General features: G+C 71.7%; 26 protein-coding genes and 1 tRNA gene. 12 read left to right on the forward strand and 15 right to left on the reverse strand.

The window, feature by feature from the left end; translation table 11 throughout:
• On the forward strand, positions 1-1,547 hold a 1,547-nt coding region (locus tag I4Q55_RS03550), incomplete at its 5' end, for an LCP family protein (RefSeq protein WP_242545285.1).
• Positions 1,548-1,726: 179 nt separating this feature from the next.
• Positions 1,727-2,197: a helix-turn-helix domain-containing protein gene (locus I4Q55_RS03555; protein WP_206784567.1), complete on the forward strand. Its 471-nt coding sequence runs from the start codon at positions 1,727-1,729 to the stop codon at positions 2,195-2,197.
• A 41-nt stretch (positions 2,198-2,238) separates the two neighbouring features.
• On the opposite strand, the gene I4Q55_RS03560 is transcribed toward I4Q55_RS03555, so the two are convergent.
• Positions 2,239-3,696 (reverse strand): NAD(P)/FAD-dependent oxidoreductase, encoded by a 1,458-nt coding sequence (locus tag I4Q55_RS03560; protein WP_206784568.1) that lies wholly within the window; start codon positions 3,694-3,696, stop codon positions 2,239-2,241.
• 113 nt (positions 3,697-3,809) lie between these two features.
• On the opposite strand from I4Q55_RS03560, the gene I4Q55_RS03565 reads away from it, so the two are divergent.
• Both I4Q55_RS03565 and I4Q55_RS03570 read left to right on the forward strand, forming a co-directional pair.
• Positions 3,810-4,367, forward strand: a complete 558-nt coding sequence (locus I4Q55_RS03565) for a TetR/AcrR family transcriptional regulator (protein ID WP_206785002.1) — start codon at positions 3,810-3,812, stop codon at positions 4,365-4,367.
• A 204-nt stretch (positions 4,368-4,571) separates the two neighbouring features.
• Entirely contained in the window at positions 4,572-4,994 is a 423-nt protein-coding gene (locus I4Q55_RS03570) for a hypothetical protein (RefSeq protein ID WP_206785003.1), read from the forward strand.
• A 4-nt stretch (positions 4,995-4,998) separates the two neighbouring features.
• On the opposite strand, the gene I4Q55_RS03575 is transcribed toward I4Q55_RS03570, so the two are convergent.
• Complete coding sequence (locus tag I4Q55_RS03575) at positions 4,999-5,220, reverse strand: DUF3618 domain-containing protein (protein ID WP_004559246.1); 222 nt, start codon at positions 5,218-5,220, stop codon at positions 4,999-5,001.
• A 118-nt stretch (positions 5,221-5,338) separates the two neighbouring features.
• On the opposite strand from I4Q55_RS03575, the gene I4Q55_RS03580 reads away from it, so the two are divergent.
• Positions 5,339-5,412: transfer RNA gene (locus I4Q55_RS03580), tRNA-Leu, on the forward strand.
• A 6-nt stretch (positions 5,413-5,418) separates the two neighbouring features.
• On the opposite strand, the gene I4Q55_RS03585 is transcribed toward I4Q55_RS03580, so the two are convergent.
• Positions 5,419-6,336 carry a helix-turn-helix domain-containing protein gene (locus tag I4Q55_RS03585; RefSeq protein WP_206784569.1) on the reverse strand — a complete coding sequence of 306 codons (918 nt, stop codon included), beginning with the start codon at positions 6,334-6,336 and terminating at the stop codon, positions 5,419-5,421.
• 70 nt (positions 6,337-6,406) lie between these two features.
• Between I4Q55_RS03585 and I4Q55_RS03590 the strand changes: the two genes are divergently transcribed.
• The 6 genes from I4Q55_RS03590 (at position 6,407) to I4Q55_RS03615 (ending at position 10,337) form a co-directional block, all read left to right on the forward strand.
• Entirely contained in the window at positions 6,407-7,354 is a 948-nt protein-coding gene (locus I4Q55_RS03590; RefSeq protein WP_206784570.1) for a saccharopine dehydrogenase NADP-binding domain-containing protein, read from the forward strand.
• 50 nt (positions 7,355-7,404) lie between these two features.
• Positions 7,405-8,292, forward strand: coding sequence for a hypothetical protein (locus tag I4Q55_RS03595; protein WP_206784571.1), 888 nt, complete (start codon positions 7,405-7,407; stop codon positions 8,290-8,292).
• 130 nt (positions 8,293-8,422) lie between these two features.
• Positions 8,423-8,605 carry a hypothetical protein gene (locus I4Q55_RS03600; protein WP_176175272.1) on the forward strand — a complete coding sequence of 61 codons (183 nt, stop codon included), beginning with the start codon at positions 8,423-8,425 and terminating at the stop codon, positions 8,603-8,605.
• 191 nt (positions 8,606-8,796) lie between these two features.
• On the forward strand, positions 8,797-9,342 hold the full coding sequence (locus I4Q55_RS03605; protein ID WP_206784572.1) for a hypothetical protein: 546 nt from the start codon (positions 8,797-8,799) through the stop codon (positions 9,340-9,342).
• Positions 9,343-9,365: 23 nt separating this feature from the next.
• The gene (gene bcp, locus I4Q55_RS03610; RefSeq protein ID WP_206784573.1) at positions 9,366-9,839 is read left to right on the forward strand and encodes a thioredoxin-dependent thiol peroxidase; all 474 of its coding nucleotides are present in this window, start codon (positions 9,366-9,368) and stop codon (positions 9,837-9,839) included.
• 33 nt (positions 9,840-9,872) lie between these two features.
• Positions 9,873-10,337 (forward strand): VOC family protein, encoded by a 465-nt coding sequence (locus I4Q55_RS03615; protein WP_206784574.1) that lies wholly within the window; start codon positions 9,873-9,875, stop codon positions 10,335-10,337.
• On the opposite strand, the gene rdgB is transcribed toward I4Q55_RS03615, so the two are convergent.
• The 5 genes from rdgB to I4Q55_RS03640 are packed head-to-tail and all read right to left on the reverse strand — an operon-like array spanning position 10,334 to position 13,969.
• Positions 10,334-10,942 carry an RdgB/HAM1 family non-canonical purine NTP pyrophosphatase gene (gene rdgB / locus I4Q55_RS03620; RefSeq protein ID WP_206784575.1) on the reverse strand — a complete coding sequence of 203 codons (609 nt, stop codon included), beginning with the start codon at positions 10,940-10,942 and terminating at the stop codon, positions 10,334-10,336. The genes I4Q55_RS03615 and rdgB overlap by 4 nt on opposite strands.
• Positions 10,939-11,715, reverse strand: coding sequence for a ribonuclease PH (gene rph / locus I4Q55_RS03625; protein WP_093948149.1), 777 nt, complete (start codon positions 11,713-11,715; stop codon positions 10,939-10,941). Before rph ends, rdgB begins: the two co-directional genes overlap by 4 nt.
• 24 nt (positions 11,716-11,739) lie before the next feature.
• The gene (locus I4Q55_RS03630) at positions 11,740-12,507 is read right to left on the reverse strand and encodes an MBL fold metallo-hydrolase (RefSeq protein WP_206784576.1); all 768 of its coding nucleotides are present in this window, start codon (positions 12,505-12,507) and stop codon (positions 11,740-11,742) included.
• 29 nt (positions 12,508-12,536) lie between these two features.
• Entirely contained in the window at positions 12,537-13,343 is an 807-nt protein-coding gene (gene murI / locus I4Q55_RS03635) for a glutamate racemase (protein WP_206784577.1), read from the reverse strand.
• On the reverse strand, positions 13,340-13,969 hold the full coding sequence (locus I4Q55_RS03640) for a rhomboid family intramembrane serine protease (protein WP_206784578.1): 630 nt from the start codon (positions 13,967-13,969) through the stop codon (positions 13,340-13,342). The genes murI and I4Q55_RS03640 overlap by 4 nt, the downstream gene beginning before the upstream one ends.
• Positions 13,970-14,061: 92 nt before the next feature.
• Between I4Q55_RS03640 and I4Q55_RS03645 the strand changes: the two genes are divergently transcribed.
• Positions 14,062-14,904 carry an arylamine N-acetyltransferase gene (locus tag I4Q55_RS03645; protein ID WP_374194442.1) on the forward strand — a complete coding sequence of 281 codons (843 nt, stop codon included), beginning with the start codon at positions 14,062-14,064 and terminating at the stop codon, positions 14,902-14,904.
• A gap of 2 nt (positions 14,905-14,906) precedes the next feature.
• On the opposite strand, the gene I4Q55_RS03650 is transcribed toward I4Q55_RS03645, so the two are convergent.
• The 7 genes from I4Q55_RS03650 to clpS all read right to left on the reverse strand — a co-directional run bounded on the left by I4Q55_RS03650 (position 14,907) and on the right by clpS (position 19,216).
• Positions 14,907-15,623 (reverse strand): aspartate/glutamate racemase family protein, encoded by a 717-nt coding sequence (locus tag I4Q55_RS03650; protein WP_206784579.1) that lies wholly within the window; start codon positions 15,621-15,623, stop codon positions 14,907-14,909.
• Between the two features lie 13 nt (positions 15,624-15,636).
• On the reverse strand, positions 15,637-16,587 hold the full coding sequence (locus I4Q55_RS03655; RefSeq protein ID WP_206784580.1) for a PLP-dependent cysteine synthase family protein: 951 nt from the start codon (positions 16,585-16,587) through the stop codon (positions 15,637-15,639).
• 3 nt (positions 16,588-16,590) lie between these two features.
• Positions 16,591-16,863 carry a MoaD/ThiS family protein gene (locus I4Q55_RS03660; RefSeq protein WP_020640924.1) on the reverse strand — a complete coding sequence of 91 codons (273 nt, stop codon included), beginning with the start codon at positions 16,861-16,863 and terminating at the stop codon, positions 16,591-16,593.
• Between the two features lie 66 nt (positions 16,864-16,929).
• Complete coding sequence (locus I4Q55_RS03665) at positions 16,930-17,337, reverse strand: Mov34/MPN/PAD-1 family protein (RefSeq protein WP_206784581.1); 408 nt, start codon at positions 17,335-17,337, stop codon at positions 16,930-16,932.
• Between the two features lie 63 nt (positions 17,338-17,400).
• Entirely contained in the window at positions 17,401-18,366 is a 966-nt protein-coding gene (locus I4Q55_RS03670; RefSeq protein WP_206784582.1) for a P1 family peptidase, read from the reverse strand.
• Positions 18,363-18,920, reverse strand: coding sequence for a DUF2017 domain-containing protein (locus I4Q55_RS03675; protein ID WP_043776746.1), 558 nt, complete (start codon positions 18,918-18,920; stop codon positions 18,363-18,365). The genes I4Q55_RS03670 and I4Q55_RS03675 overlap by 4 nt, the downstream gene beginning before the upstream one ends.
• Positions 18,917-19,216 carry an ATP-dependent Clp protease adapter ClpS gene (clpS, locus tag I4Q55_RS03680; protein WP_004560461.1) on the reverse strand — a complete coding sequence of 100 codons (300 nt, stop codon included), beginning with the start codon at positions 19,214-19,216 and terminating at the stop codon, positions 18,917-18,919. The genes I4Q55_RS03675 and clpS overlap by 4 nt, the downstream gene beginning before the upstream one ends.
• Between the last annotated feature and the right edge of the window lie 8 nt (positions 19,217-19,224).

Consider the following 19,224-nt stretch of genomic DNA (forward strand, 5'->3'; position numbering starts at 1 on the left):
CCGACGCGCGCCGCGCGGCCCCGCCGCCGGCCCGGCGCCCGCAGCCCCGGCCGGCCCCGCGCGCCCGCCGCAACTCCTTCCGCGGCGCGAAGGTCGCGCTGGCCGTCGTCTCACTGCTGGTCATGGGCCTGACCGGGTACGCGTGGGCGGCCATGCAGGGCCTGGTCAACGGGCTCAACTACGTCGACGTCGGCACCGGCGACAGCGGTGGTGACAAGCCCGCCGACGGCGCCCGCGACATCCTGCTGGTCGGCCTCGACAGCCGCACCGACGCCCAGGGCAACCCGCTGCCGCGCGAGGTGCTCGACGAGCTGCGAGCCGGCGACGCCGACGGCGAGCTCAACACCGACTCGCTGATCTTCGTGCACATCCCGAACGACGGCAGCAAGGCCGTCGCGATGTCCCTGCCGCGCGACTCCTACGTCGACATCCCCGGCTACGGCAAGCACAAGATCAACTCCGCCTACGCCCGGGCGATGCTGCAGGCGCGCAAGGACCTGCAGAAGCAGGGCGTCACCGACCCGAAGGAACTCGACGTCAAGGCCAACCAGGCCGGGGCGAAGGAGCTCATCCAGACCGTCGAGAAGCTCACCGGGTCGACCATCGACAACTACGCCGCGGTCAACCTGCTCGGCTTCAGCGAGATCACCAAGGCCATCGGCGGCGTCGACGTCTGCCTGAACAACAACGTCAAGGACCAGTACTCCGGCGCGAACTTCACCAAGGGCCAGCACACGATCTCCGGTGTCGAGGCCCTCGAGTTCGTCCGGCAGCGCCACGGCCTGCCGAACGGCGACCTCGACCGCGTCGTGCGCCAGCAGGTGTTCATGGCCGGCATGGCGCGCAAGGTGCTCTCGGCGGGCACGCTGACCAACCCGGGCAAGCTCAACGACCTGATCGAGGCGATCAAGAAGTCGGTCGTGCTCAACCAGAACTGGGACATCTTCGGGTTCGCCCAGCAGATGAAGGGCCTGACCGGCGGCCAGCTCGAGTTCCGCACCATCCCGGTGAAGAACGTCGAGTACCGGACGCCCGAGGACGGCGTCGCGATCCAGGTCGATCCCGCCGAGGTGAAGCAGTTCGTGCAGGGGCTCACCGGGCCGCCGCCGGGCGAGTCGGCGCCGCCGGCCCAGCAGGCCGACCCCGCCAACAAGGCGACCACGGTCGACGTCCGCAACGCCTCCGGCCGCACCGGTCTCGCCGCGAACGTCGCCAAGACCCTCGAGGCCAAGGGCTTCACCCCCGGCGAGACGGCCAACGCGACCGCGCGCAAGACCACGGTGATCTGGGTGCCGAAGGGCGCCAAGGACAAGGGCGAGGCGGTCGCGGACGCGCTGGGCGGCTCGCCGACCGTCCAGGAGGACAAGAGCGTCCAGTCCGGGCACGTGATGGTGTTCCTCGGCGCCGACTACGAGGACACGGGCTCCAACGCGAGCGCGGGTGCCGGTGCCGCGGCGGGTCCGACGTCGCAGGCCGCGGCGCCGCCGCCGGCCGCCAACGACAGCGAGAAGCCGATCACCGCCGAGGGCGTTCCCTGCGTGAACTGAGCCGGTCGCCGGGACCTCGTTAACCCGTTCGGCCTAACTCGCGCAATCGGTATCAAAGACATGCCCGAAATCGCGTAAGGGCGCGCCCCCAGCGCACTTACATACGCGTGAGGGTGCACTTGCACGGGAATTATCACGCCCGTGCGGTGCCGTGGGAGCGCACGGCAGGGGACATTGATGTGCTGATCGACGCTGAGGAGTACCAGCGGATCCTCGGAGACGAGCTCCGCAAGCTCCGGCGCAGCCGAGGGTGGACGCGCAAGGAGCTGAACCAGCACTTGCAGAGCGAGATCTCGCTGCAGACGCTGGCCACCTACGAGCTGGGCACCAGACAGTGCTCCGTCGTGCGCCTGGTCGAGCTGTGCGTCGCGATGGACGAACTGCCCCAGGACCTGCTGGCCAAGGTGCACCGCCGGGTGTTCGTCGACGAGCCGGGCCGGGTCCGCGTCGACCTGCGCAAGGTCGTCGCCGACGCGCCGCCCGACCTGCAGCCGCTGCGCCGCTGGGCCGAGGACCGGCTGCGGCAGGCCGGCGAGCAGAGCGGCGGCGAGGTCGCCCTCGACCTGCCGGCGCTCGAGCGCATGGCCGAGCTGTGCAGCCTGCCGACCGTCGACCTGATCGCCCGCCTCCGCCGCTACACCTCCCGCTGATCCCGGGGCGGGTCCCTCACCTCCCCGAGGGACCCGCTCCGTCAGCCGACCAGGAAGTCCTCGCGCCGCACCTTGCGCGTGTCCAGCCAGTACCGCCAGGTGAACCCCGGCCAGATCGTCCGGTTGACGCCCCGCGCGTCCAGGTACCAGCTCTTGCAGCCCCCGCGGGTCCAGACGCCCTTCGCGAGCTTGCGCTGGATCTGCGCGTTGAACCGCTCCTGCACCTCGGGTTTCGGCTCGATCGCCCGGCCGCGGGCCAGCCGCAGCGCCTCGGCGACGTAGGAGATCTGCGCCTCGATCATGAACACGACGGAGTTGTGCCCGAGGCCGGTGTTGGGGCCGAGCAGGAAGAACAGGTTCGGGAACCCGGCGACGGTGATCCCGAGGTGCGTCCGCATCCCCTCGGCCGCCCACTCCTTGCCGAGGTTGCGCCCGTCGCGGCCGACGATCTCCAGGTCGTCGAAGGCGTCGGTGACGTGGAAGCCGGTGCCGTAGATGATGACGTCGGCCTCGTGCTCGATCCCCGCGGCGTCGACGACGCTGCGCTCGCGGACCTCCCGCACGCCTTCGGTCACGACCTCGACGTTGTCCCGCGCCAGAGCCGGGTAGTAGTCGTTGGAGACGAGCACGCGCTTGCAGCCCATGGTGTAGTCGGGGGTGACCTTGCGCCGCAGCCGCGGGTCCGCGATCGCGCGGCGGATGTGGCGCCGGGCGATCCGCTGGCCGAGCTTCATCACCCACGACTGGCCGTTGAAGCCGATCGCGCGCGCTTCGAGCAGCCAGTAGAGCAGCGTGCGGTAGGCGCGCTGGGCCGGCGGGAACGCCTTGAACAGCGCGCGCGTCCGGCCGGACATCTCGTGGTCGGCCTTCGGCATGATCCACGGCGGCGTCCGCTGGAACAGCGTCAGCTCCGCCACCTCGGGCGCGATCTCGGGCACGAACTGGACCGCGCTGGCGCCGGTGCCGATGACCGCCACCTTCTTGCCCGCGAGGTCGACGTCGTGCCGCCACCGCGCGGAGTGGTAGGCCGGGCCCTCGAACCGCTCGATCCCGGGCAGCTCGGGGATCATCGGCAGGTGGAGCGCGCCGACCCCGGCGACCAGCGCGGTCGCGGTGAACTCGTCGCCGCCCCTCGTGGCGACGTGCCACCGGTTCTCCTCGGCATCCCAGCGGGCGCCGGTCATCTCCTGCCCGAACCGGACGAACCGGCGCAGGTCGTGCTTGTCGGCGACCTCGCGCAGGTAGCGCCAGATCTCCGGCTGCGGCGAGTAGGCCCGCGACCAGTCCGGGTTCTGCGCGAAGGAGAACGAGTACATGTGCGACGGGATGTCGCAGGCGCACCCCGGGTAGCTGTTGTCCCGCCAGGTGCCGCCGACGTCGTGGGCCTTTTCGAGGATGACGAAGTCCTCGCGGCCCTCCTTGCGCAGCTGGATCGCCATGCCGAGACCGGAGAACCCGGTTCCGACGATGACGACCCCGGTCTCCGTGCGGTTGCCCATGACGCCTCCGGGTTCCTGTTACTCGTCGTCCATCTTACTGGGAGTAGGTTACCAGCGGTAGAGTGTGACCCGTGACGACCGCGAAGCGCAAGCGCATGCCCAGGGCCGACCGGATGCGGCAGATGATCGAGGTCGCCGAACAGGTCTTTTCGACCCGCGGCTACGCGGCGGCGTCGATGGACGAGATCGCCGAACTGGTGGGCGTCTCGAAGCCGATGCTCTACGAGTACTTCAACTCGAAGGAAGGCCTGCTGCTGGCCTGCATCCGGGAGTCGCGGGCGGTGCTGCGCGAGGTCACCGAGCAGGCAACCGTCGGCGCGGTGGACGCCGAGGACGCGCTGCGGCGCGGCCTGCTGGCCTTCTTCGTCTTCATCCGGGAGCGGCGCCAGGCCTGGTCGCTGCTGCGGCACGAGATGGTGCTGATCGGCACGACGGCCGCGGACGAAGTCGAGGAGACCCGCCGCCAGCAGACCGACCTGATCGCCGCGCTGATGAGCGGCCACTTCGACAGCGGGGACGACCTGCGGGCCGAGGCGGCCGCGGAATTCGTGGTCGGCGCGTGCGAACGGCTCGCGATCTGGTGCGAACGGCACACCGAAGTGAGCCCCGAGATGGCCACCGAATACGCCATGGACGTGCTGTGGAGCGGCCTGCGGGGTCGTGCACGTTAGCTTGCGCGTGCATTAGGCCATCTGGTCGTTACTCAGCGCTGTCGTGTCTTGTGACACAGAGTTGCTCTACTGTTCTTATGACACGGTAGAAAGTGTGCTGGACTTTCACGGCCGGAGGAGGGGCTCGGGAGTCACGTCACGAAAGTGCGGTGACCGAGTCACGGTTGTGTAAGGATGTTGGCGAGGGAGAGGGGTGTGAGGCAGATGGTGGAAACGATCACGGCGACGTACGTCCAGGAAGACGCCGACTGGGCCATCAAGGTCAGCGGCCTGGGCAAGGAGCTGACCGCCCGCGCGCCCGGCATCATCGCCGCGCGGGACCGGGCCGACCAGCTGGTCGAGGAGCTCGCCGGCGACGTCAAGACGACGGTGGTGCACCTGCTCAACGGCAGCGCGCTGGACTTCACCAGCGCCTACATGACGGCCCGGCTGACGCTCCCGAAGCTGCCGCCGCTCGAGGTCCCCCCGCCCGGCAGCGTGCCGAAGCAGCAGACCCCGGCCTCGGCGGACAAGAAGCCCCAGCTGCCGCCGAGCAAGCAGCTCCCGAAGGCGGTCGAGGACCGCAAGAGCCCGGCAGCAACGCCGGCGCCCGCCGCGGAGAGCAAGGCGCCGGCGAAGCAGGCCTGAGCCGCTACTTGAGAAGCTTGCGCACCAGCAGGACCAGCACGAGGACGCCCGCACCGATCAGCGGGAACTTCACCTTGGGGTTGTCCAGCTTGGCGCGCACGCCGTCCTTGGCCGCGTCGGCGAGCTTCTTCGGGTCGGCCTTGACGGTGAGCTGGTCGAGCGTCGCCGCCAGGGCGGTCCTAGCCTGCTCGATCTCACGCTCGATCGTCTCGGGATCGCGGGCCACGTGTCCTCCTCGCCGCATGGGACTTCCACGGCCCAACTTAGTCGACCGCCCCGCCGCCTCCGCACCGGCCACGCCGCACGCTAGGCTGCCAGGTGCCGGGGGCCCGTACGGGTGCCGGGGGCCCGTAGCCCAATTGGCAGAGGCACACGGTTTAGGTCCGTGCCAGTGAGAGTTCGAGTCTCTCCGGGCCCACCCCCTTCAGCTGCGGAACGTCCGGCGGTAGGTGTCCGGCGGCACCCCGACCGTCCGGTTGAAGTGCCTCCGCAACGTCGTCGCCGTCCCCATCCCGACCGCTTCCGCGACCGCGTCGACGCTCGCGTCCGTGTTCTCCAGCAGCTCCTGAGCCCGGCGGATGCGCTGGTTCAGCAGCCACTGCAACGGTGTCGTGCCCGTGGCCGAGCGGAAGTGGCGGCCCAGGTGACGTGAGCTCATGTTCGCCTGGCGGGCCAGGTCCTCGACCGTCAGCGGCCGGTCGAGGCGGGCCGTGATCCACGGGAGCAGCGCGGACAGCGGGTGGTCGTCGCGGCTCGGGACCGGTGCCGGGACGAACTGGGCCTGGCCGCCCGCCCGGTGCGGCGGCACCACCAGGAGGCGGGCGATGGCGTTGGCCGCCGCCGGGCCGTGGTCGGCGCGGACCAGGTGGAGGCACAGGTCCATGGCCGCCGCCTTGCCCGCCGAGGTGAGGACCTGGCCGTTGTCGACGTAGAGCACGTCCGGGTCCACCGTCACCGCCGGGTAGCGGGCGGCGAGGACGTCCGTGTGGGCCCAGTGCGTGGTCGCGCGCAGGCCGTCCAGGAGGCCGGCGGCCGCCAGGACGAACGCGCCGGTGCACAGCGACGCCACCCGGGCGCCGCGGGCGTGGGCCGCCCGCACCGCGTCGACCAGGTCGGCCGGCGGGGCGCTGTCGACGTCGGCCCAGCCCGGCACGATCACCGTGTCCGCGCGCGTGAGGCGGTCGAGGCCGTCGTCCGGCTCCAGCAGGAAGCGGCCCACCCGCACCGGGGCCGAGCCGCAGACCGCGAAGCCGTACCGGGGGTCGTCGCCGAACACCTCGGTGGCGATCGTCAGCTCGAACGACAGCATCCCGTCGGTGGCGGCGAGCGCGACAGCGTGCATGTCCGAAAGTGTACGCAGCACGTCGTTCCGGACACTGGTGACGGCGTTCGGCCGACGTCAGGATTGCCCCATGACTTCGGTACTGGTTTACGGCGCTTACGGCCACACTGGCCGCTTCGTGGTGGCTGAGCTGCGGGAACGCGGCTACGACGTCGTCCTTTCCGGACGGAACGCGGCGAAGCTGCCGGGCGGGCGGCCGGCCTCGGCCGACGACCCGGCGGCCCTTGACCGCGCGTTCGAGGGCGTCGACGCGGTGATCAACTGCGCCGGCCCGTTCGCCGAGACGGCTCCCCCGCTCGTCGAGGCGGCCATCCGCGCCGGCGTCCCGTACGTCGACGTCGCCGCGGAGATCGAGGCGAACATCGACACCCTCGCGCTGACCGCCGACACCGCGGTGGTCCCCGCGATGGCGTTCTTCGGCGGCCTGGCCGACCTGATGGCGACGGCGGCGATGGGAGACTGGACGGCGGCCGACGAGGTGCACGTCGCCTACGGGCTCAGCGGCTGGCGCCCGACGGCCGGCACCCTCGCCGCGGGCCAGGTGTCCCGCGAACGCCGTGGCGGCAAGCGCATCCGGTACGCGGGCGGGCGGCTGGAGCACCGCGACGACGCCCTGCCGGCGAGCGAGTGGGCGTTCCCCGAGCCGCTCGGCACCCGGCCCGTCTTCGGCGAGTTCTCGATGGCTGACATCGTCACGATCCCGCGGCACCTGCGGGTCCGCGACGTCACCAGCTACATGACCGTCGACGCCGCCCAGGGCTTGGCGGCGGCCGGCGAGCGCGACGCGGCCGAGACGTTCGTCGTGGACGTCGTGGTGCGGGCGGGGGACGACGAGCGCCGGATCGTCGCGCGCGGCGAGGACATCTACGCGGTGAGCGCGCCGCTGGCGGTGGAGGCGGTCGACCGCATCCTGACCGGCCGCACGAAGGTGAAGGGCGTCGCGACGGCCGGGGAAATGTTCGACGCGGCCGGCTTCCTGCGCGCGCTGGCGCCGCACATCACGGTGGAACGGCCCTGACGTCCGATCCGTTCAAGACGGCCGCCCGCGCCGGGTGCGACGCTGGCGGTATGTCCGTGAACCTTTCCGCGGCGGCGTCCTTCATGGCGACGCACGCCCGCCTCCTCGACCGGCGCCGTTTCGAGCTGCTCGGCGGCGCGACGAACGCCGACGCGGTGCTGGCCGCCGTCGACGGTTACCGCAACCCCGACGGCGGCTACGGCTGGGGCCTCGAACCGGACCTGCGGGCCCCGGAAAGCCAGCCCGGCGGCGCCCTCCACGCCTTCGAGGTGTTCGAAGAGGTCGCCCCGGCGACGACACCGCACGCCGCGCGGCTCTGCGACTGGCTCGCCACGGTGTCCCGGCCGGACGGCGGCCTGCCGTTCGGCCTGCCCGTGGCGGACCCGGCCGGCTGCGCGCCCTTCTGGGTCCAGGCCGATCCGGCGGCGGCCACCCTGCACAGCACCGCGTTCGCCGCCGGCGTGGCCCTGCGCGTCGCCCGGCACGACCGGGCCGTGCGGGAGCACCCGTGGCTGGCCGCGGCAACGCAGTACTGCTTCCGCGCCATCCGCGAGCTTTCCGCGCCGCCGCACGCGATCGCGTTGTCCTTCACGGTGCAGTTCGTGGACGCGGCGCACGATCTCCACGAGGAGGCGGCCGCGCTCCTGACGCACCTCGCCGGGTTCCTCCCGGCCGACGGCCTGGTCCCGGTCGAGGGCGGTTCGGCGGGCGAAACCCTCCGCGCGCTGGACTTCGCCCCGCTGCCGGACCGCCCGGCGCGCGCGTTGTTCGGCAGCGACGTCATCGATGCCGAACTGCGGCGGCTCGCGGACGCGCAGGAGGACGACGGCGGCTGGCGAGTGGACTTCGGGAGCTTCTCGCCCGCGGCGGCACTCGAGTGGCGCGGTTACGCGACCGTCCGCGCGGTGTCGGTCCTGCGCCGTCACGGTCTGGCCTGAGGTTCTACACGGGCGGCGTCGAGGTTCACCCGACCGTGGTGAGTCGGGAGTGGACGGCCGCCCGCGGCTTCCGGCGTGCGTGACCGAACGCGTACTGTGACGGTGAGGAACCGGCTCCCGGAGGTGAAGCATGGCGTCGCGCAACCCGTTGCGCTGGATCGCCCGCTGGGCGGACTGGTTCGAGGAGCGCGGCGTGTACGTGCCCGGCGAAGAGAGCCGCGCGGTCGACCCGGTCCGGGATTTCGGCTGGCTGATGACGGCGTGGGTGGCCGGTGTCGCGATCTTCATCCTCTTGTTCGCGCTCGCGGTTTAAGTGGCATGTAGGCAGTGATTGTCACCAGCCGTGCCGTTCCGGTCACGGATTGGCCACGGGGTGGCACCAGGTGCGCGACAACCCCCGGTTGCGCCTCGTAACCCCGCGCGATCACGGCCAGAGTGGAGCGGGTTCCCCCGGCAATCCCCCGTTGCCGACGGCACCCCGACCCGCCGACTGGAGTACCCGCAATGGCGCTCGCGCGCACCCGCAAGATCATGTTCACCGCAGGACTGCTCGGCCTGGCGGTGGCGTGCGGGGTCCCTTCGGCACACGACGGCACCGCGGCACTCGGCGCGGCCGGCTCCCCCGCGGGTGCCGGTGCCACGGCCTCCCCCGCGGGCAACGACCTCAAGTTCGGTGCCGACCACCGCTTCGCCAGCGGCCTGACCATCTCGGTCGGCTCCCCGCAGTCGTTCCGGCCCAGCCCGTCGGCGTACCCGCAGAGCCCGCGCGGCGCGGCCTTCGACGTCCAGCTGACCAACAACGGCTCGACGACGTACAAGCTGTCGGGCCTCAACGTCACGGCCACCGCGGGCGGCGCGGCGGTCAAGCAGGTCGTGGACACCACGCAGGGCTTCACCGGCATCACCGACGCGGGCAAGGACGTGCAGCCGGGCCGCTCGGTGCACATCACGCTGGCGTTCGCGGTCCCGCGCGAGCAGACGCAGCTGCGCCTGCAGATCCGGCCGAGCGCGACCGAAGCCGTCGCGGTCACCTACTGCGGCCCCGCCTGAGCCGTCGCGGCTAGGCTCGGGCCATGACCGAGCGCCTTTCCCCCGGTGACGCAGCCCCGGACTTCACCCTGCCCGACAGCGAGGGCAAGGAGGTGTCGCTGCGCGACTTCCGCGGCCGGTCCGTGGTGGTGTACTTCTACCCGGCGGCGAGCACCCCGGGCTGCACCAAGCAGGCCTGCGACTTCCGCGACAACCTCGCCGAGCTGAACGACGCCGGCTACCAGGTCATCGGCATCTCGCCGGACAAGCAGGCCAAGCTCGCGAAGTTCGTCGAGAACGAGAGCCTCACGTTCCCGCTGCTGGGTGACCCCGAGAAGAGCGTCATCGAAGCGTGGGGCGCGTACGGCGAGAAGAAGAACTACGGCAAGACGTACCTGGGCGTGATCCGGTCGACGTTCGTCGTCGACGCCGACGGCAAGATCGCCCACGCCTTCTACAACGTCCGCGCGACCGGCCACGTGGCGAAGCTCATCCGGGACCTCGGCCTCGCTTCTTGACCTCCAGGTTGGTCGAGGTTCCAGCATGGGTGCATGACCGACTTGACGAAGGGCGTGACCGAGCTGGTCCTCGAGTCACGTGACCTCGAGGCGTCCGAACGCTTCTACACCGAAGTGCTGGGCCTGCCCGTGGTTCTCCGCTGGGAAGGCCCGGCGTGGGCGGGCCGCGAGGCGATCTGGGTGCAGTCCGGCGACCGCACGCGGATCGGGCTGTGGAAGCCGTTCACGGGCATCGCGGGCGCGCGGCCGGGGAAGAACGTCCACTTCGCGATGACGGTCGCCGAAGCGGACTACGAGGCCGCGGTGGCGCGGGCCCGCGCCCGGGGCGGGCACGTCGACGAGGTGTACTTCGGCGACGACCCCACGGCCCCGGGCCAGCGTTCGGCATACGTCACGGATCCGGACGGCCACGTCGTCGAGCTGTGGACCCGGGACGTCGCCACGCAGACCGACGCGGGCGCCCCGCACGCCGTCACGCCGGGTGTTTTCGGGGTCTAGCCCCTGGCCAGCTCGCGCAGCGCCGGGAGCAGCGCCCGCAAGGCGAGCCCCCGGTGCGAAACCGCGTCCTTCTCCGCCGGCTCCATCTCCGCCGACGTCCGCGACTCACCGTCCGGCCGGAAGATCGGGTCGTACCCGAACCCGTTCACCCCACGCCGTTCCCGGACCAGCGTGCCGCGCCACTCGCCCCGGACCACCGTCTCCTCGCCCGAGGGCAGCACCAGGGCCGCCGCACACACGAACTGGGCCCCGCGGCGGTCGTCCGGCACGTCGGAAAGCTGTCGCAGCACCAGATCCAGGTTCGCCTCGTCGTCGCCGTGCTTCCCGGACCACCGGGCCGACAGCACCCCCGGCATCCCGTTCAGCGCGTCGACGGCAATCCCCGAATCGTCCGCAATGGCAGGCAACCCGGTCGCTGCGACAGCGTCACGAGCCTTCGCCACCGCGTTGCCCTCGAAGTCCGGCGCCGTCTCGGGTGCTTCGGGAAATTCGGGAACGTCGGCCAGACCGATGACCTCGAGACCCGTGAGTCCCTCCGCCGCGACGATCCGCCGAAGCTCGCCGAGCTTCTTCGCGTTGCGCGTGGCCAGAAGCAGCTTCGTCACTTCGAGCCCTTCTTCTTGTCTGGACGCGGCTCCGGCAGCTCGCCCGGGTACGGCAGCGCCAGGGCCTCGTTCTGCAGCCGGGTCAGCTCCGCGCAGCCCGCCAGTGCCATGTCCAGCATGGTGTCCAAAGTGGACCGGGCGAAGGTGGCGCCCTCGCCGGTGCCCTGGACCTCGATCAACGTGCCCGCGTCGGTCGCCACCACGTTCATGTCGACCTCGGCGCGCGAGTCCTCTTCGTACGGCAGGTCCAGCCGGACCCGGCCGTCGACCACACCGACGCTCACCGCCGCCACCGAGGACGACAGCGGCTGCGGGTCGTTGAGCCGGTTCGCCGCGCCCAGCCAGGTGATCGCGTCCGCGAGGGCCACGTACCCGCCGGTGACCGCCGCCGTGCGGGTGCCGCCGTCGGCCTGGATGACGTCGCAGTCGATGACGATCGTGTTCTCGCCCAGCGCCGCCAGGTCGATGCAGGCCCGCAGCGAACGGCCGATCAGCCGCGAGATCTCGTGCGTGCGGCCGCCGATGCGACCCTTCACCGATTCGCGGTCACCGCGTGTGTTGGTCGCCGACGGCAGCATCGCGTACTCGGCCGTCACCCAGCCGAGGCCCGAACCGGCCCGCCAGCGCGGCACCCCTTCGGTGACGCTCGCCGCGCACAGCACCCGCGTGTTGCCGAATTCGATCAGCACCGACCCCGCCGGCCACTGCTGGAACCCCCGGGTGATCTTGATGTCACGGAGCTGGTCGTCGTTCCTGCCATCTTTACGAGCCACAGGTGCACTCTATGACCGCACCGCTCAGACGTCGTAGACGGCACCCTGCTTGACGACCTCGGCGCCGGGGAACCCGGCCGACGCCTCGGCCAGCACCGCGCCGGCGTCGGTCCACGGCGCGATGTGCGTCAGCAGCAGCCGCCCCACACCGGCGTCGCGCGCCAGCTCGCCGGCCTGTTTACCGGACAGGTGCACCCCCGCCGGCCGCTCCGCCGAGTCGGTCCAGGACGCTTCGGCGAGCAGCAGGTCGACGCCGTCGGCGAGCTCGTTCAGCGCCGCGCACGGCCCGGTGTCGCCGGTGAACGCCAGGATCCGGCCGCCGTAGGAGATCCGCAGGCCGTACGCCGGGGTCGGGTGGTCGACCTCGACCGCGACGACGTCGAACGGCCCGATCCGGAACGGCTCCGGCCGCAGCGGGTGGAAGTCGTAGACGTCGGAGAGGTCCGTGACGGCCCGCTCGGTCTCGTTGGGCGCGTACGCGTTGGCCAGCCGCGTCGGGGCGTCCGGCGGCGCGTACAGCGGCAGGAGCCGCGGGCGCGCCGGGTACGGCGGCGCCGGGTGGTAGCGCCGCAGGACGGTGAGCGCGCTGACGTCGGCGCAGTGGTCGGGGTGCAGGTGCGTGAGGACGAGGGCGTCGAGGTCGAACGGGTCGGCCACGGCCTGCAGCTGCGCGAGCGTGCCGTTGCCGAGTTCGAGGCCGAGCAGGAAACCCTCGGCCTCGACCAGGTAACCGGACGCGGCGGCGTTCGGCCCGGGGATGCTGCCGGAGCACCCGAGGATGGTCAGTCGCACGACGACACCCTAAGCGTCCACCGCCGCGATCACGCGGTGGTGGGAGCGAGGACACCCGGGGCGAACCCCATGAACCGCTGGGCGAGCCGGGTGAACGGCTCGGCCGAGCCGGTGGCGACGAACTCGTGCCGCGGCGCGGTGTCCCGGGTGGCCAGCAGGTCCCGCTCGGTGAGCACCCGGACGAGGTCCTTGGCGGTCTCGTCCGCGCTGCTCACCAGGGTGACTTCCTGGCCCATCACGATCTGCAGCACGCCCTGCAGCAGGGGGTAGTGCGTGCAGCCGAGCACCAGCGTGTCGACCTGGGCGTCGAGCAGCGGCTGGAGGTAGCCCTGCGCGAGCCCGAGCACCTGGCGCCCGGTCGTGATGCCGCGCTCGACGAAGTCGACGAACCGCGGGCAGGCGACGCTGGTGAGCGTGATGTCCGGCGCGGCGGCGAAGGCGTCTTCGTAGGCCCGCGACCGCACGGTGCCCTCGGTGCCGATCACCCCGACGCGGCCGGTGTGCGTCGCCACGACGGCGCGGCGCGCGGCGGGCAGCACGACCTCGATCACCGGGACGTCGTAGCGCTCGCGCGCGTCGCGCAGACAGGCCGCGGACGCCGTGTTGCAGGCGATCACCAGTGCCTTCACGCCGCTCTCGACCAGCTCGTCGAGCGCCGCGAGGGCGTAGCTGCGGGCGGTGGCGATCGGGAGCGGGCCGTACGGGTTGTGCGCCGTGTCGCCGACGTAGCGGAGCTGCTCGGCGGGGAGCTGCTCGAGGATGGCCCTCGCGACCGTCAGCCCGCCGACGCCGGAATCGAACACGCCGATCGGGGCATCAGCGGGCGGAGACGTCACGCTTCGAGGTTACCCGGGGCGGCCTTGCCCGACCGGCGGGTGGTCAGCCAGGCCGCCAGGACGCCGGCCAGCGCGCCGAAGAGGTGGCCCTGCCAGGAGACGCCGGGGTTGCCCGGCAGCAGCCCGGCCAGCATGCCGCTCCACACGCCGAGCAGCACGACGGCGACCACGATCTGCCCGGCCGCGCGGTTGAAAAGGCCGCGGACCAGCAGGTAGGCGAGCCAGCCGAAGGCCAGCCCGGACGCGCCGACGGTGACGCCGTCCGACGGCCCGACCAGCCAGACGCCGAGCCCGGACACCACCCAGATGATGGCCGTGACCAGCGCGAACCGGCCGATCCCGGCGGCCATCGCGAGGAACGAGAACACCAGCACGGGGACGGTGTTCGCGAACAGGTGCGACCAGCCGGCGTGCAGGACCGGGGCGAACAGGACGCCGTCCAGCCCGGACAGCGCGCGGGAGTGGATACCGCCCTGGTCGAGGTCGCCGGGGAGGATCACGTCGACCAGCTCGACCAGGTACAGCAGCAGGGTGAACGACAGCGCGACGATCGCGGCCGCCGCCGGTTTCGGCGGCAGCACGCGCTTGGCGACGTCGGTTTCCGGGGCGGGGTGCACAGTGCTCACGTCTTCGAGGCTAGGCGCGTCACCGGCGCTCCACCTCGGGTGAAATCCCTGATCCGCCGGTTTTGTCGGTGGTCACCGCTAGCTTGTCGGGCATGGACGTCATCGGTTATCTCGCGCGGCTCGGCCTCGATCCCGAGCCGCCGGGCCTGGACGCGCTGCGGCGGCTGCACGCGGCGCATGTCGAACGCGTGCCGTACGAGGCACTGGAGATCCAGCTCGGGCGGACGACCCCGCTCGAGCCGTCGGCGTCGCTGGCGCGGATCCTGCGCGGCCGGGGTGGGTACTGCTACCACCTGAACGGGGCGTTTTCGGCGCTGCTGCACGCGCTCGGCTACCAGGTCACGCGCCATTACGGCGGGGTGCAGGGCAGTGCGGCCGACGCGCCGAACGTCGACCGCAACCACCTGGCGCTCACTGTCACCGGCCTGCCGGCCGACCCGTCGGCGACCTGGCTGGTGGACACCGGGCTGGGTGACGGCATCCACGAGCCGCTCCCCCTACGGGAAGGCACCTACGCCCAGGGTCCGCACACCTACCGGCTCCGGCCGTCGGAGGTGGCGCCGGGTGGCTGGCGGTTCGACCACGACCCGTCGGGCAGCTTCGCCGGCTTCGACTTCGCGCCCGGCCCCGCGGAGATGGCCGGCTTCGCCGAGAAGCACGCCTGGCTGTCGACGGCGCCGGAGTCCGGGTTCGTGCGGGTCTGCGTGCTCCAGCGGCGCGACGCGCAGGGCGTCGACACGCTGCGGGCGCTGACCCTGAACCGCCACGGCAGCAAGGAGCTGGTGGAGTCCCCGGCGGACTGGTGGGCGGCGGCGGGTGACGTGTTCGGCATCCCGCCGGCGCAGTTCACCGCCGAGGAGCGCGAGCGGCTGTGGCGGAAGGTCGTCGCGCAGCACGAAGCGCACACGGGCGGCGAGGCGGTGGTCAGCGTGTGAAATCAGGCCGGCGGGACCGGGAGCGGGGTCGTGCCGAGCGCGTAGTCCACCGCCGCCTCGGCGTGCAGGCGCGTCGTGGGGAAGGTCGGCACCGGGGAGTCCTCGGGGCCGACCAGCAGCTCGATCTCGGTGCAGCCGTAGATGACGCCCTCGGCGCCCGCGCCGGCCAGCCGCGCGATCACGCCGCGGTAGGCCTCTTTCGAGGCCTCTTCGACGACGCCGAGCACGAGCTCGTCGTAGATGATCCGGTGCACGAGCTCGCGGTCTCCGGCGTCCGGCACGAGCACGTCGAGACCGTGCGCGGCCAGGCGGTCGCGGTAGAAGGGCTGGCCCATGGTGAAGCCGGTCCCGAGCAGCCCGACCCGGCGGACCCCGGCGGCCTTGATGGCCGCGGCGGTGGCGTCGCCGAGGTGCAGCAGCGGGATGCCGAGGCCGTCTTCGAGCTGGGTGGCGACCTTGTGCATGGTGTTGGTGCAGAGCACGACGAAGTCGGCCCCGGCGGCCTCGAGCGCCTTGGCGGCCCGGTTCAGCTCGGCTCCGGCGTCGTCCCAGCGGCCCTCGGCCTGCATCCGCTCGATGGCGGCGAAGTCGACGGAGTAGAGCACGGTGTGCGCGGAGTGGAACCCGCCGAGGAGGGTCTTCACCCGCTCGTTGACGAGCCGGTAGTACTCGATCGAGGATTCCCAGCTCATCCCGCCGAGCAGTCCGATGACCTTCATGCCATCAGGATGCCTAAGCCCAGAGCTGCCCGTCGAGCCGTTCGGCCGCCTCGTCCAGCGAACCCGCGTAAGCCCCCGTGGACAGGTACTTCCACCCGGCGTCCGCGACGACGAAGGCGACGTCCGCCTGCTCACCGCGGGCCGCGGCCTTCTCGGCCACCGCCAGTGCCGCGTGCAGCACCGCGCCCGTCGAGATGCCCGCGAAGATGCCTTCGTGCTCCAGCAGCTCCCGGGTGCGCCGCAGCGCGTCGTAAGCGCCCACCGAGTACCGGCCGTTGAGCACCGAGGCGTCGTACAGCTCCGGCACGAACCCCTCGTCGAGGTTGCGCAGGCCGTACACCAGCTCGCCGTAGCGCGGCTCGGCCGCGATGATCTGGACGTCCGGCTTGGCCTCGTGCAGGTAGCGGCCGACCCCCACCAGCGTCCCGGTCGTGCCGAGGCCGCCGACGAAGTGCGTCAGCGTCGGCAGGTCCTTGAGCAGCTCCGGGCCGGTGCCGCGGTAGTGCGCGTCGGCGTTGGCCGGGTTGCCGTACTGGTAGAGCATCACCCAGTCCGGGTTGGCCTCGGCCAGCTCCTTCGCCCGGCGGACGGCCTTGTTCGAGCCGCCCGCGGCCGGGGAGAAGACGATCCGGGCGCCGTAGGCCTGCAGCAGCTGCTTGCGCTCGGTGGAGGTGTTCTCCGGCATCACGCAGACCAGCCCGTAGCCCTTGAGCTTGGCGGCCATGGCCAGCGAGATCCCGGTGTTGCCCGACGTCGGCTCCAGGATGGTGGAGCCACGCCGCAGCTTGCCTTCACGCTCGGCGGCTTCGATCATGGCCAGCGCGGGCCGGTCCTTGATCGAGCCCGTCGGGTTGCGGTCCTCCAGCTTGGCCCAGAGGCGCACGTCGTGCGTGGGCGAGAGCCGGGGCAGCCCGACCAGCGGGGTGCCGCCGAGCGCGTCGAGCAGCGACTCGAAGCGAGCCATCGATCAGCCACCGGCCACGGCGGGGAGGATGGTCAGGGTGTCGCCGTCCTTGACCTCGGCCTCGAGGCCACCGGAGAAGCGCACGTCCTCGTCGTTGACGTAGACGTTGATGAAGCGGTGCAGCTTCTCCTCCTTGACCAGGCGCGCCTTGATGCCGGCGTGCCGGGACTCGACGTCGTCGATGATCTCGAGGACGGTCGCGCCCTTCGCCTCGACGGACTTCTCGCCGCCGGTGTGGGTGCGCAGGATCGTCGGGATGGAGACGGTCACGGCCATGGGTTCTTACCTCCGGTGGGTTCTTACACGCAGACGCCGGTGGCGCGGCGGTTTATTCCGGGCGGGCTAGTCGATGATCTCGACCGGCTCCTCGGTGATCTCGGCGTCCACGATCCGGTACGACCGGAACTCGTGCACTTCGGGGTCGCGGGTGGAGACGAGCACGTAGTGCGCGTCCGGCTCGGCGGCGATGCTCGCGTCGGTCCGCGACGGGTAGGCCTCGGTCGCGGTGTGCGAGTGGTAGATGACCACGGGCACCTCGTCGTTCGCGGCCATCTCGCGGTAGAGCTTCAGCAGGTCGCCGGAGTCGAATTCGTAGAACGTCGGCGAGCGGGCGGCGTTCAGCATGGGGATGAACCGCTCGGGGGAATCCGAGCCTTCCGGCCCGGCGATCACCCCACAAGCCTCGTCGGGATGGTCACGACGGGCATGGGCGACGATCTCGTCGACGAGTTCACGGCGGATCCGGAGCACACCGACATCTTAGGTGGTGGACAAAGCCGGTCCAGATGATGAGACACAGCCCTCACCAGCGGTTCAGGCGAACGCCTCCGGCCAGACGTCCCGGTAGGCAGGCACCCCACCCGCCGTGGTCGCCGCCAGGAGCCCGTGCACCATCGCCCGCGCGAACACCCGGGCCGCCGCCGAGCACAGGGCGTCCAGCGCCGCCGGGCGGGCCGGGAACTCGGCCGGCAGCTCGTGCGCTCCCGTGGCCAGCGCGAACACCGTGTCGCCGTCGAACATCGAATGCGCCGGCCGCACCGCCCGCGCCAGCCCGTCCTGCGCCGCGACCGCGATCCGCCGCGCCTCCGCCTTCGACAGCGCCGCGTCGACCGCGACCACGCCGATCGTCGTGTTCAGACCCGTCCGGCGGGACGGCAGCGAGGCCGCCCGCGAAGGCCACGTCACCCCGAAGTCGCCGTGGTCGGCCGCGTACGCCCGGCCCGTCGAGAGGTCCACGGCCTCGCCCGCCGCGTTGACCGCCGCCAGTGCCCCGACCACGTACGAGCCCACGACCTCGCTCGCCGAGCCGATCCCGCCCTTCAACGACCCCACGGCCGCCCCCGCGCCCGCTCCGACCGTCCCCACAGCGAAGGACTCCGAAGCCGCTTCGCACGCCGCGTAGCCGAAGGAAGCGTCGGGCCGGTTGCCCCACTCGCTGCGCGGCAGGTCGAACAGCACGGCCGCGGGCACGATCGGCACGACCTCGTGCGGCTGCGCGCCCACCGGAAAGCCCAGGTTGCGCTCGGAAAGCCACCGCATCACGCCGTCGGCCGCGGCGAGGCCGTACGCCGACCCGCCCGAGAGGCACACCGCGTTGACCCGCTGCACCAGGTTCTCCGGCTCCAGCAGGTTCGTCTCCCGCGTGCCGGGCGCGCCGCCGCGCTGGTCGACCGCGCCGACCGCGCCCTCGGGCACCAGCACCACCGTCGTGCCGGTGGCCCAGCCGTCGCCGACCCGCTCGTGGTGCCCGACCAGGACACCCGGCACGTCGGTGATCATCCCGTCAGCGCCTGGATCAGCGTCTCCTGCACCCACGTCAGCCAGTGGTAGACGCCCAGGTGGGGCGCCCGCGGGTCGTCCTCGGGCAGCTCGTCGGGCATGTCCTCGGTGACGTCGAGCGCGGTGCCGAGCGCCAGCCGGACGTCGTTGAGCGCGCCGAGCCACGCGTCGGCCTGCTCCTCGGTCAGCCGGACGTGGCCGCCGTCGCGGGGCAGCGTGTCGAGCACGATCTTGGCCACGCCGACCTTGATGTCGAGCAGCTCCGGCTCGTGCAGCGACCGCATCGCCGCGACCGAGTCGATGTCCTCCCGCGACGGGTTGTCCGGGTCGAGCTTGTGGAAGTCCGGGAGCAGCCGCGAGAGCACCGGGTCGTCCGGGGACTCGGTGGGCCCGGTCCGGATGCCGGTGAGCTCGGCGAGCTCGTCCTGGGGCGCTTCTTCGGCGCGCGCGGTGAGCATGTCCTCGAGCTGGCTGACCAGCCCGCGCAGCACGGCCGCTTCCTGCTGCTCGAACCCCGCGTGGATCACCGCGCCCTTGCGCCGCCATCCGTTCACGAGGGCTGCTCCATGGTGGCCCAGAGGCCGGCCGCGTGGAGTTTCGCCACGTCCGTTTCCACCTTCTCCTTGCTGCCGGACGAGACGATCGCCTTGCCCTTGTGGTGCACGTCCAGCATCAGCTTGGTGGCGTGGTCGCGGCTGTAGCCGAACAGCTTCTGGAAGACGTAGGTCACGTACGACATCAGGTTGACCGGGTCGTTCCAGACCACGGTCCGCCAGGGGGTGTCCGACTCGGCGACTTCGGCACCGGCCGGTTCGACCTGCGTCTGTTCGGATGCGACAGGCGTGGACATGCACCCCA

The sequence above is a fragment of the Amycolatopsis sp. MtRt-6 genome (genome assembly GCF_017308975.1).
Taxonomy (GTDB): Bacteria; Actinomycetota; Actinomycetes; order Mycobacteriales; family Pseudonocardiaceae; genus Amycolatopsis.

Excerpts from the sequence above, each read along its gene's own strand:
- I4Q55_RS03595 (WP_206784571.1), top strand. The coding sequence starts at position 7,405 with ATGTCCGTGAACCTTTCCGCGGCGGCGTCCTTCATGGCGACGCACGCC.
- I4Q55_RS03585 (WP_206784569.1), bottom strand. The coding sequence starts at position 6,336 with ATGCACGCTGTCGCGCTCGCCGCCACCGACGGGATGCTGTCGTTCGAG.
- I4Q55_RS03660 (WP_020640924.1), bottom strand. The coding sequence starts at position 16,863 with ATGGCCGTGACCGTCTCCATCCCGACGATCCTGCGCACCCACACCGGC.
- clpS (WP_004560461.1), bottom strand. The coding sequence starts at position 19,216 with ATGTCCACGCCTGTCGCATCCGAACAGACGCAGGTCGAACCGGCCGGT.
- I4Q55_RS03600 (WP_176175272.1), top strand. The coding sequence starts at position 8,423 with ATGGCGTCGCGCAACCCGTTGCGCTGGATCGCCCGCTGGGCGGACTGG.
- I4Q55_RS03645 (WP_374194442.1), top strand. The coding sequence starts at position 14,062 with ATGGACGTCATCGGTTATCTCGCGCGGCTCGGCCTCGATCCCGAGCCG.
- I4Q55_RS03655 (WP_206784580.1), bottom strand. The coding sequence starts at position 16,587 with ATGGCTCGCTTCGAGTCGCTGCTCGACGCGCTCGGCGGCACCCCGCTG.
- bcp (WP_206784573.1), top strand. The coding sequence starts at position 9,366 with ATGACCGAGCGCCTTTCCCCCGGTGACGCAGCCCCGGACTTCACCCTG.
- I4Q55_RS03615 (WP_206784574.1), top strand. The coding sequence starts at position 9,873 with ATGACCGACTTGACGAAGGGCGTGACCGAGCTGGTCCTCGAGTCACGT.
- I4Q55_RS03605 (WP_206784572.1), top strand. The coding sequence starts at position 8,797 with ATGGCGCTCGCGCGCACCCGCAAGATCATGTTCACCGCAGGACTGCTC.
- I4Q55_RS03650 (WP_206784579.1), bottom strand. The coding sequence starts at position 15,623 with ATGAAGGTCATCGGACTGCTCGGCGGGATGAGCTGGGAATCCTCGATC.
- I4Q55_RS03565 (WP_206785002.1), top strand. The coding sequence starts at position 3,810 with ATGCGGCAGATGATCGAGGTCGCCGAACAGGTCTTTTCGACCCGCGGC.
- I4Q55_RS03670 (WP_206784582.1), bottom strand. The coding sequence starts at position 18,366 with ATGATCACCGACGTGCCGGGTGTCCTGGTCGGGCACCACGAGCGGGTC.
- I4Q55_RS03590 (WP_206784570.1), top strand. The coding sequence starts at position 6,407 with ATGACTTCGGTACTGGTTTACGGCGCTTACGGCCACACTGGCCGCTTC.
- I4Q55_RS03570 (WP_206785003.1), top strand. The coding sequence starts at position 4,572 with ATGGTGGAAACGATCACGGCGACGTACGTCCAGGAAGACGCCGACTGG.
- I4Q55_RS03560 (WP_206784568.1), bottom strand. The coding sequence starts at position 3,696 with ATGGGCAACCGCACGGAGACCGGGGTCGTCATCGTCGGAACCGGGTTC.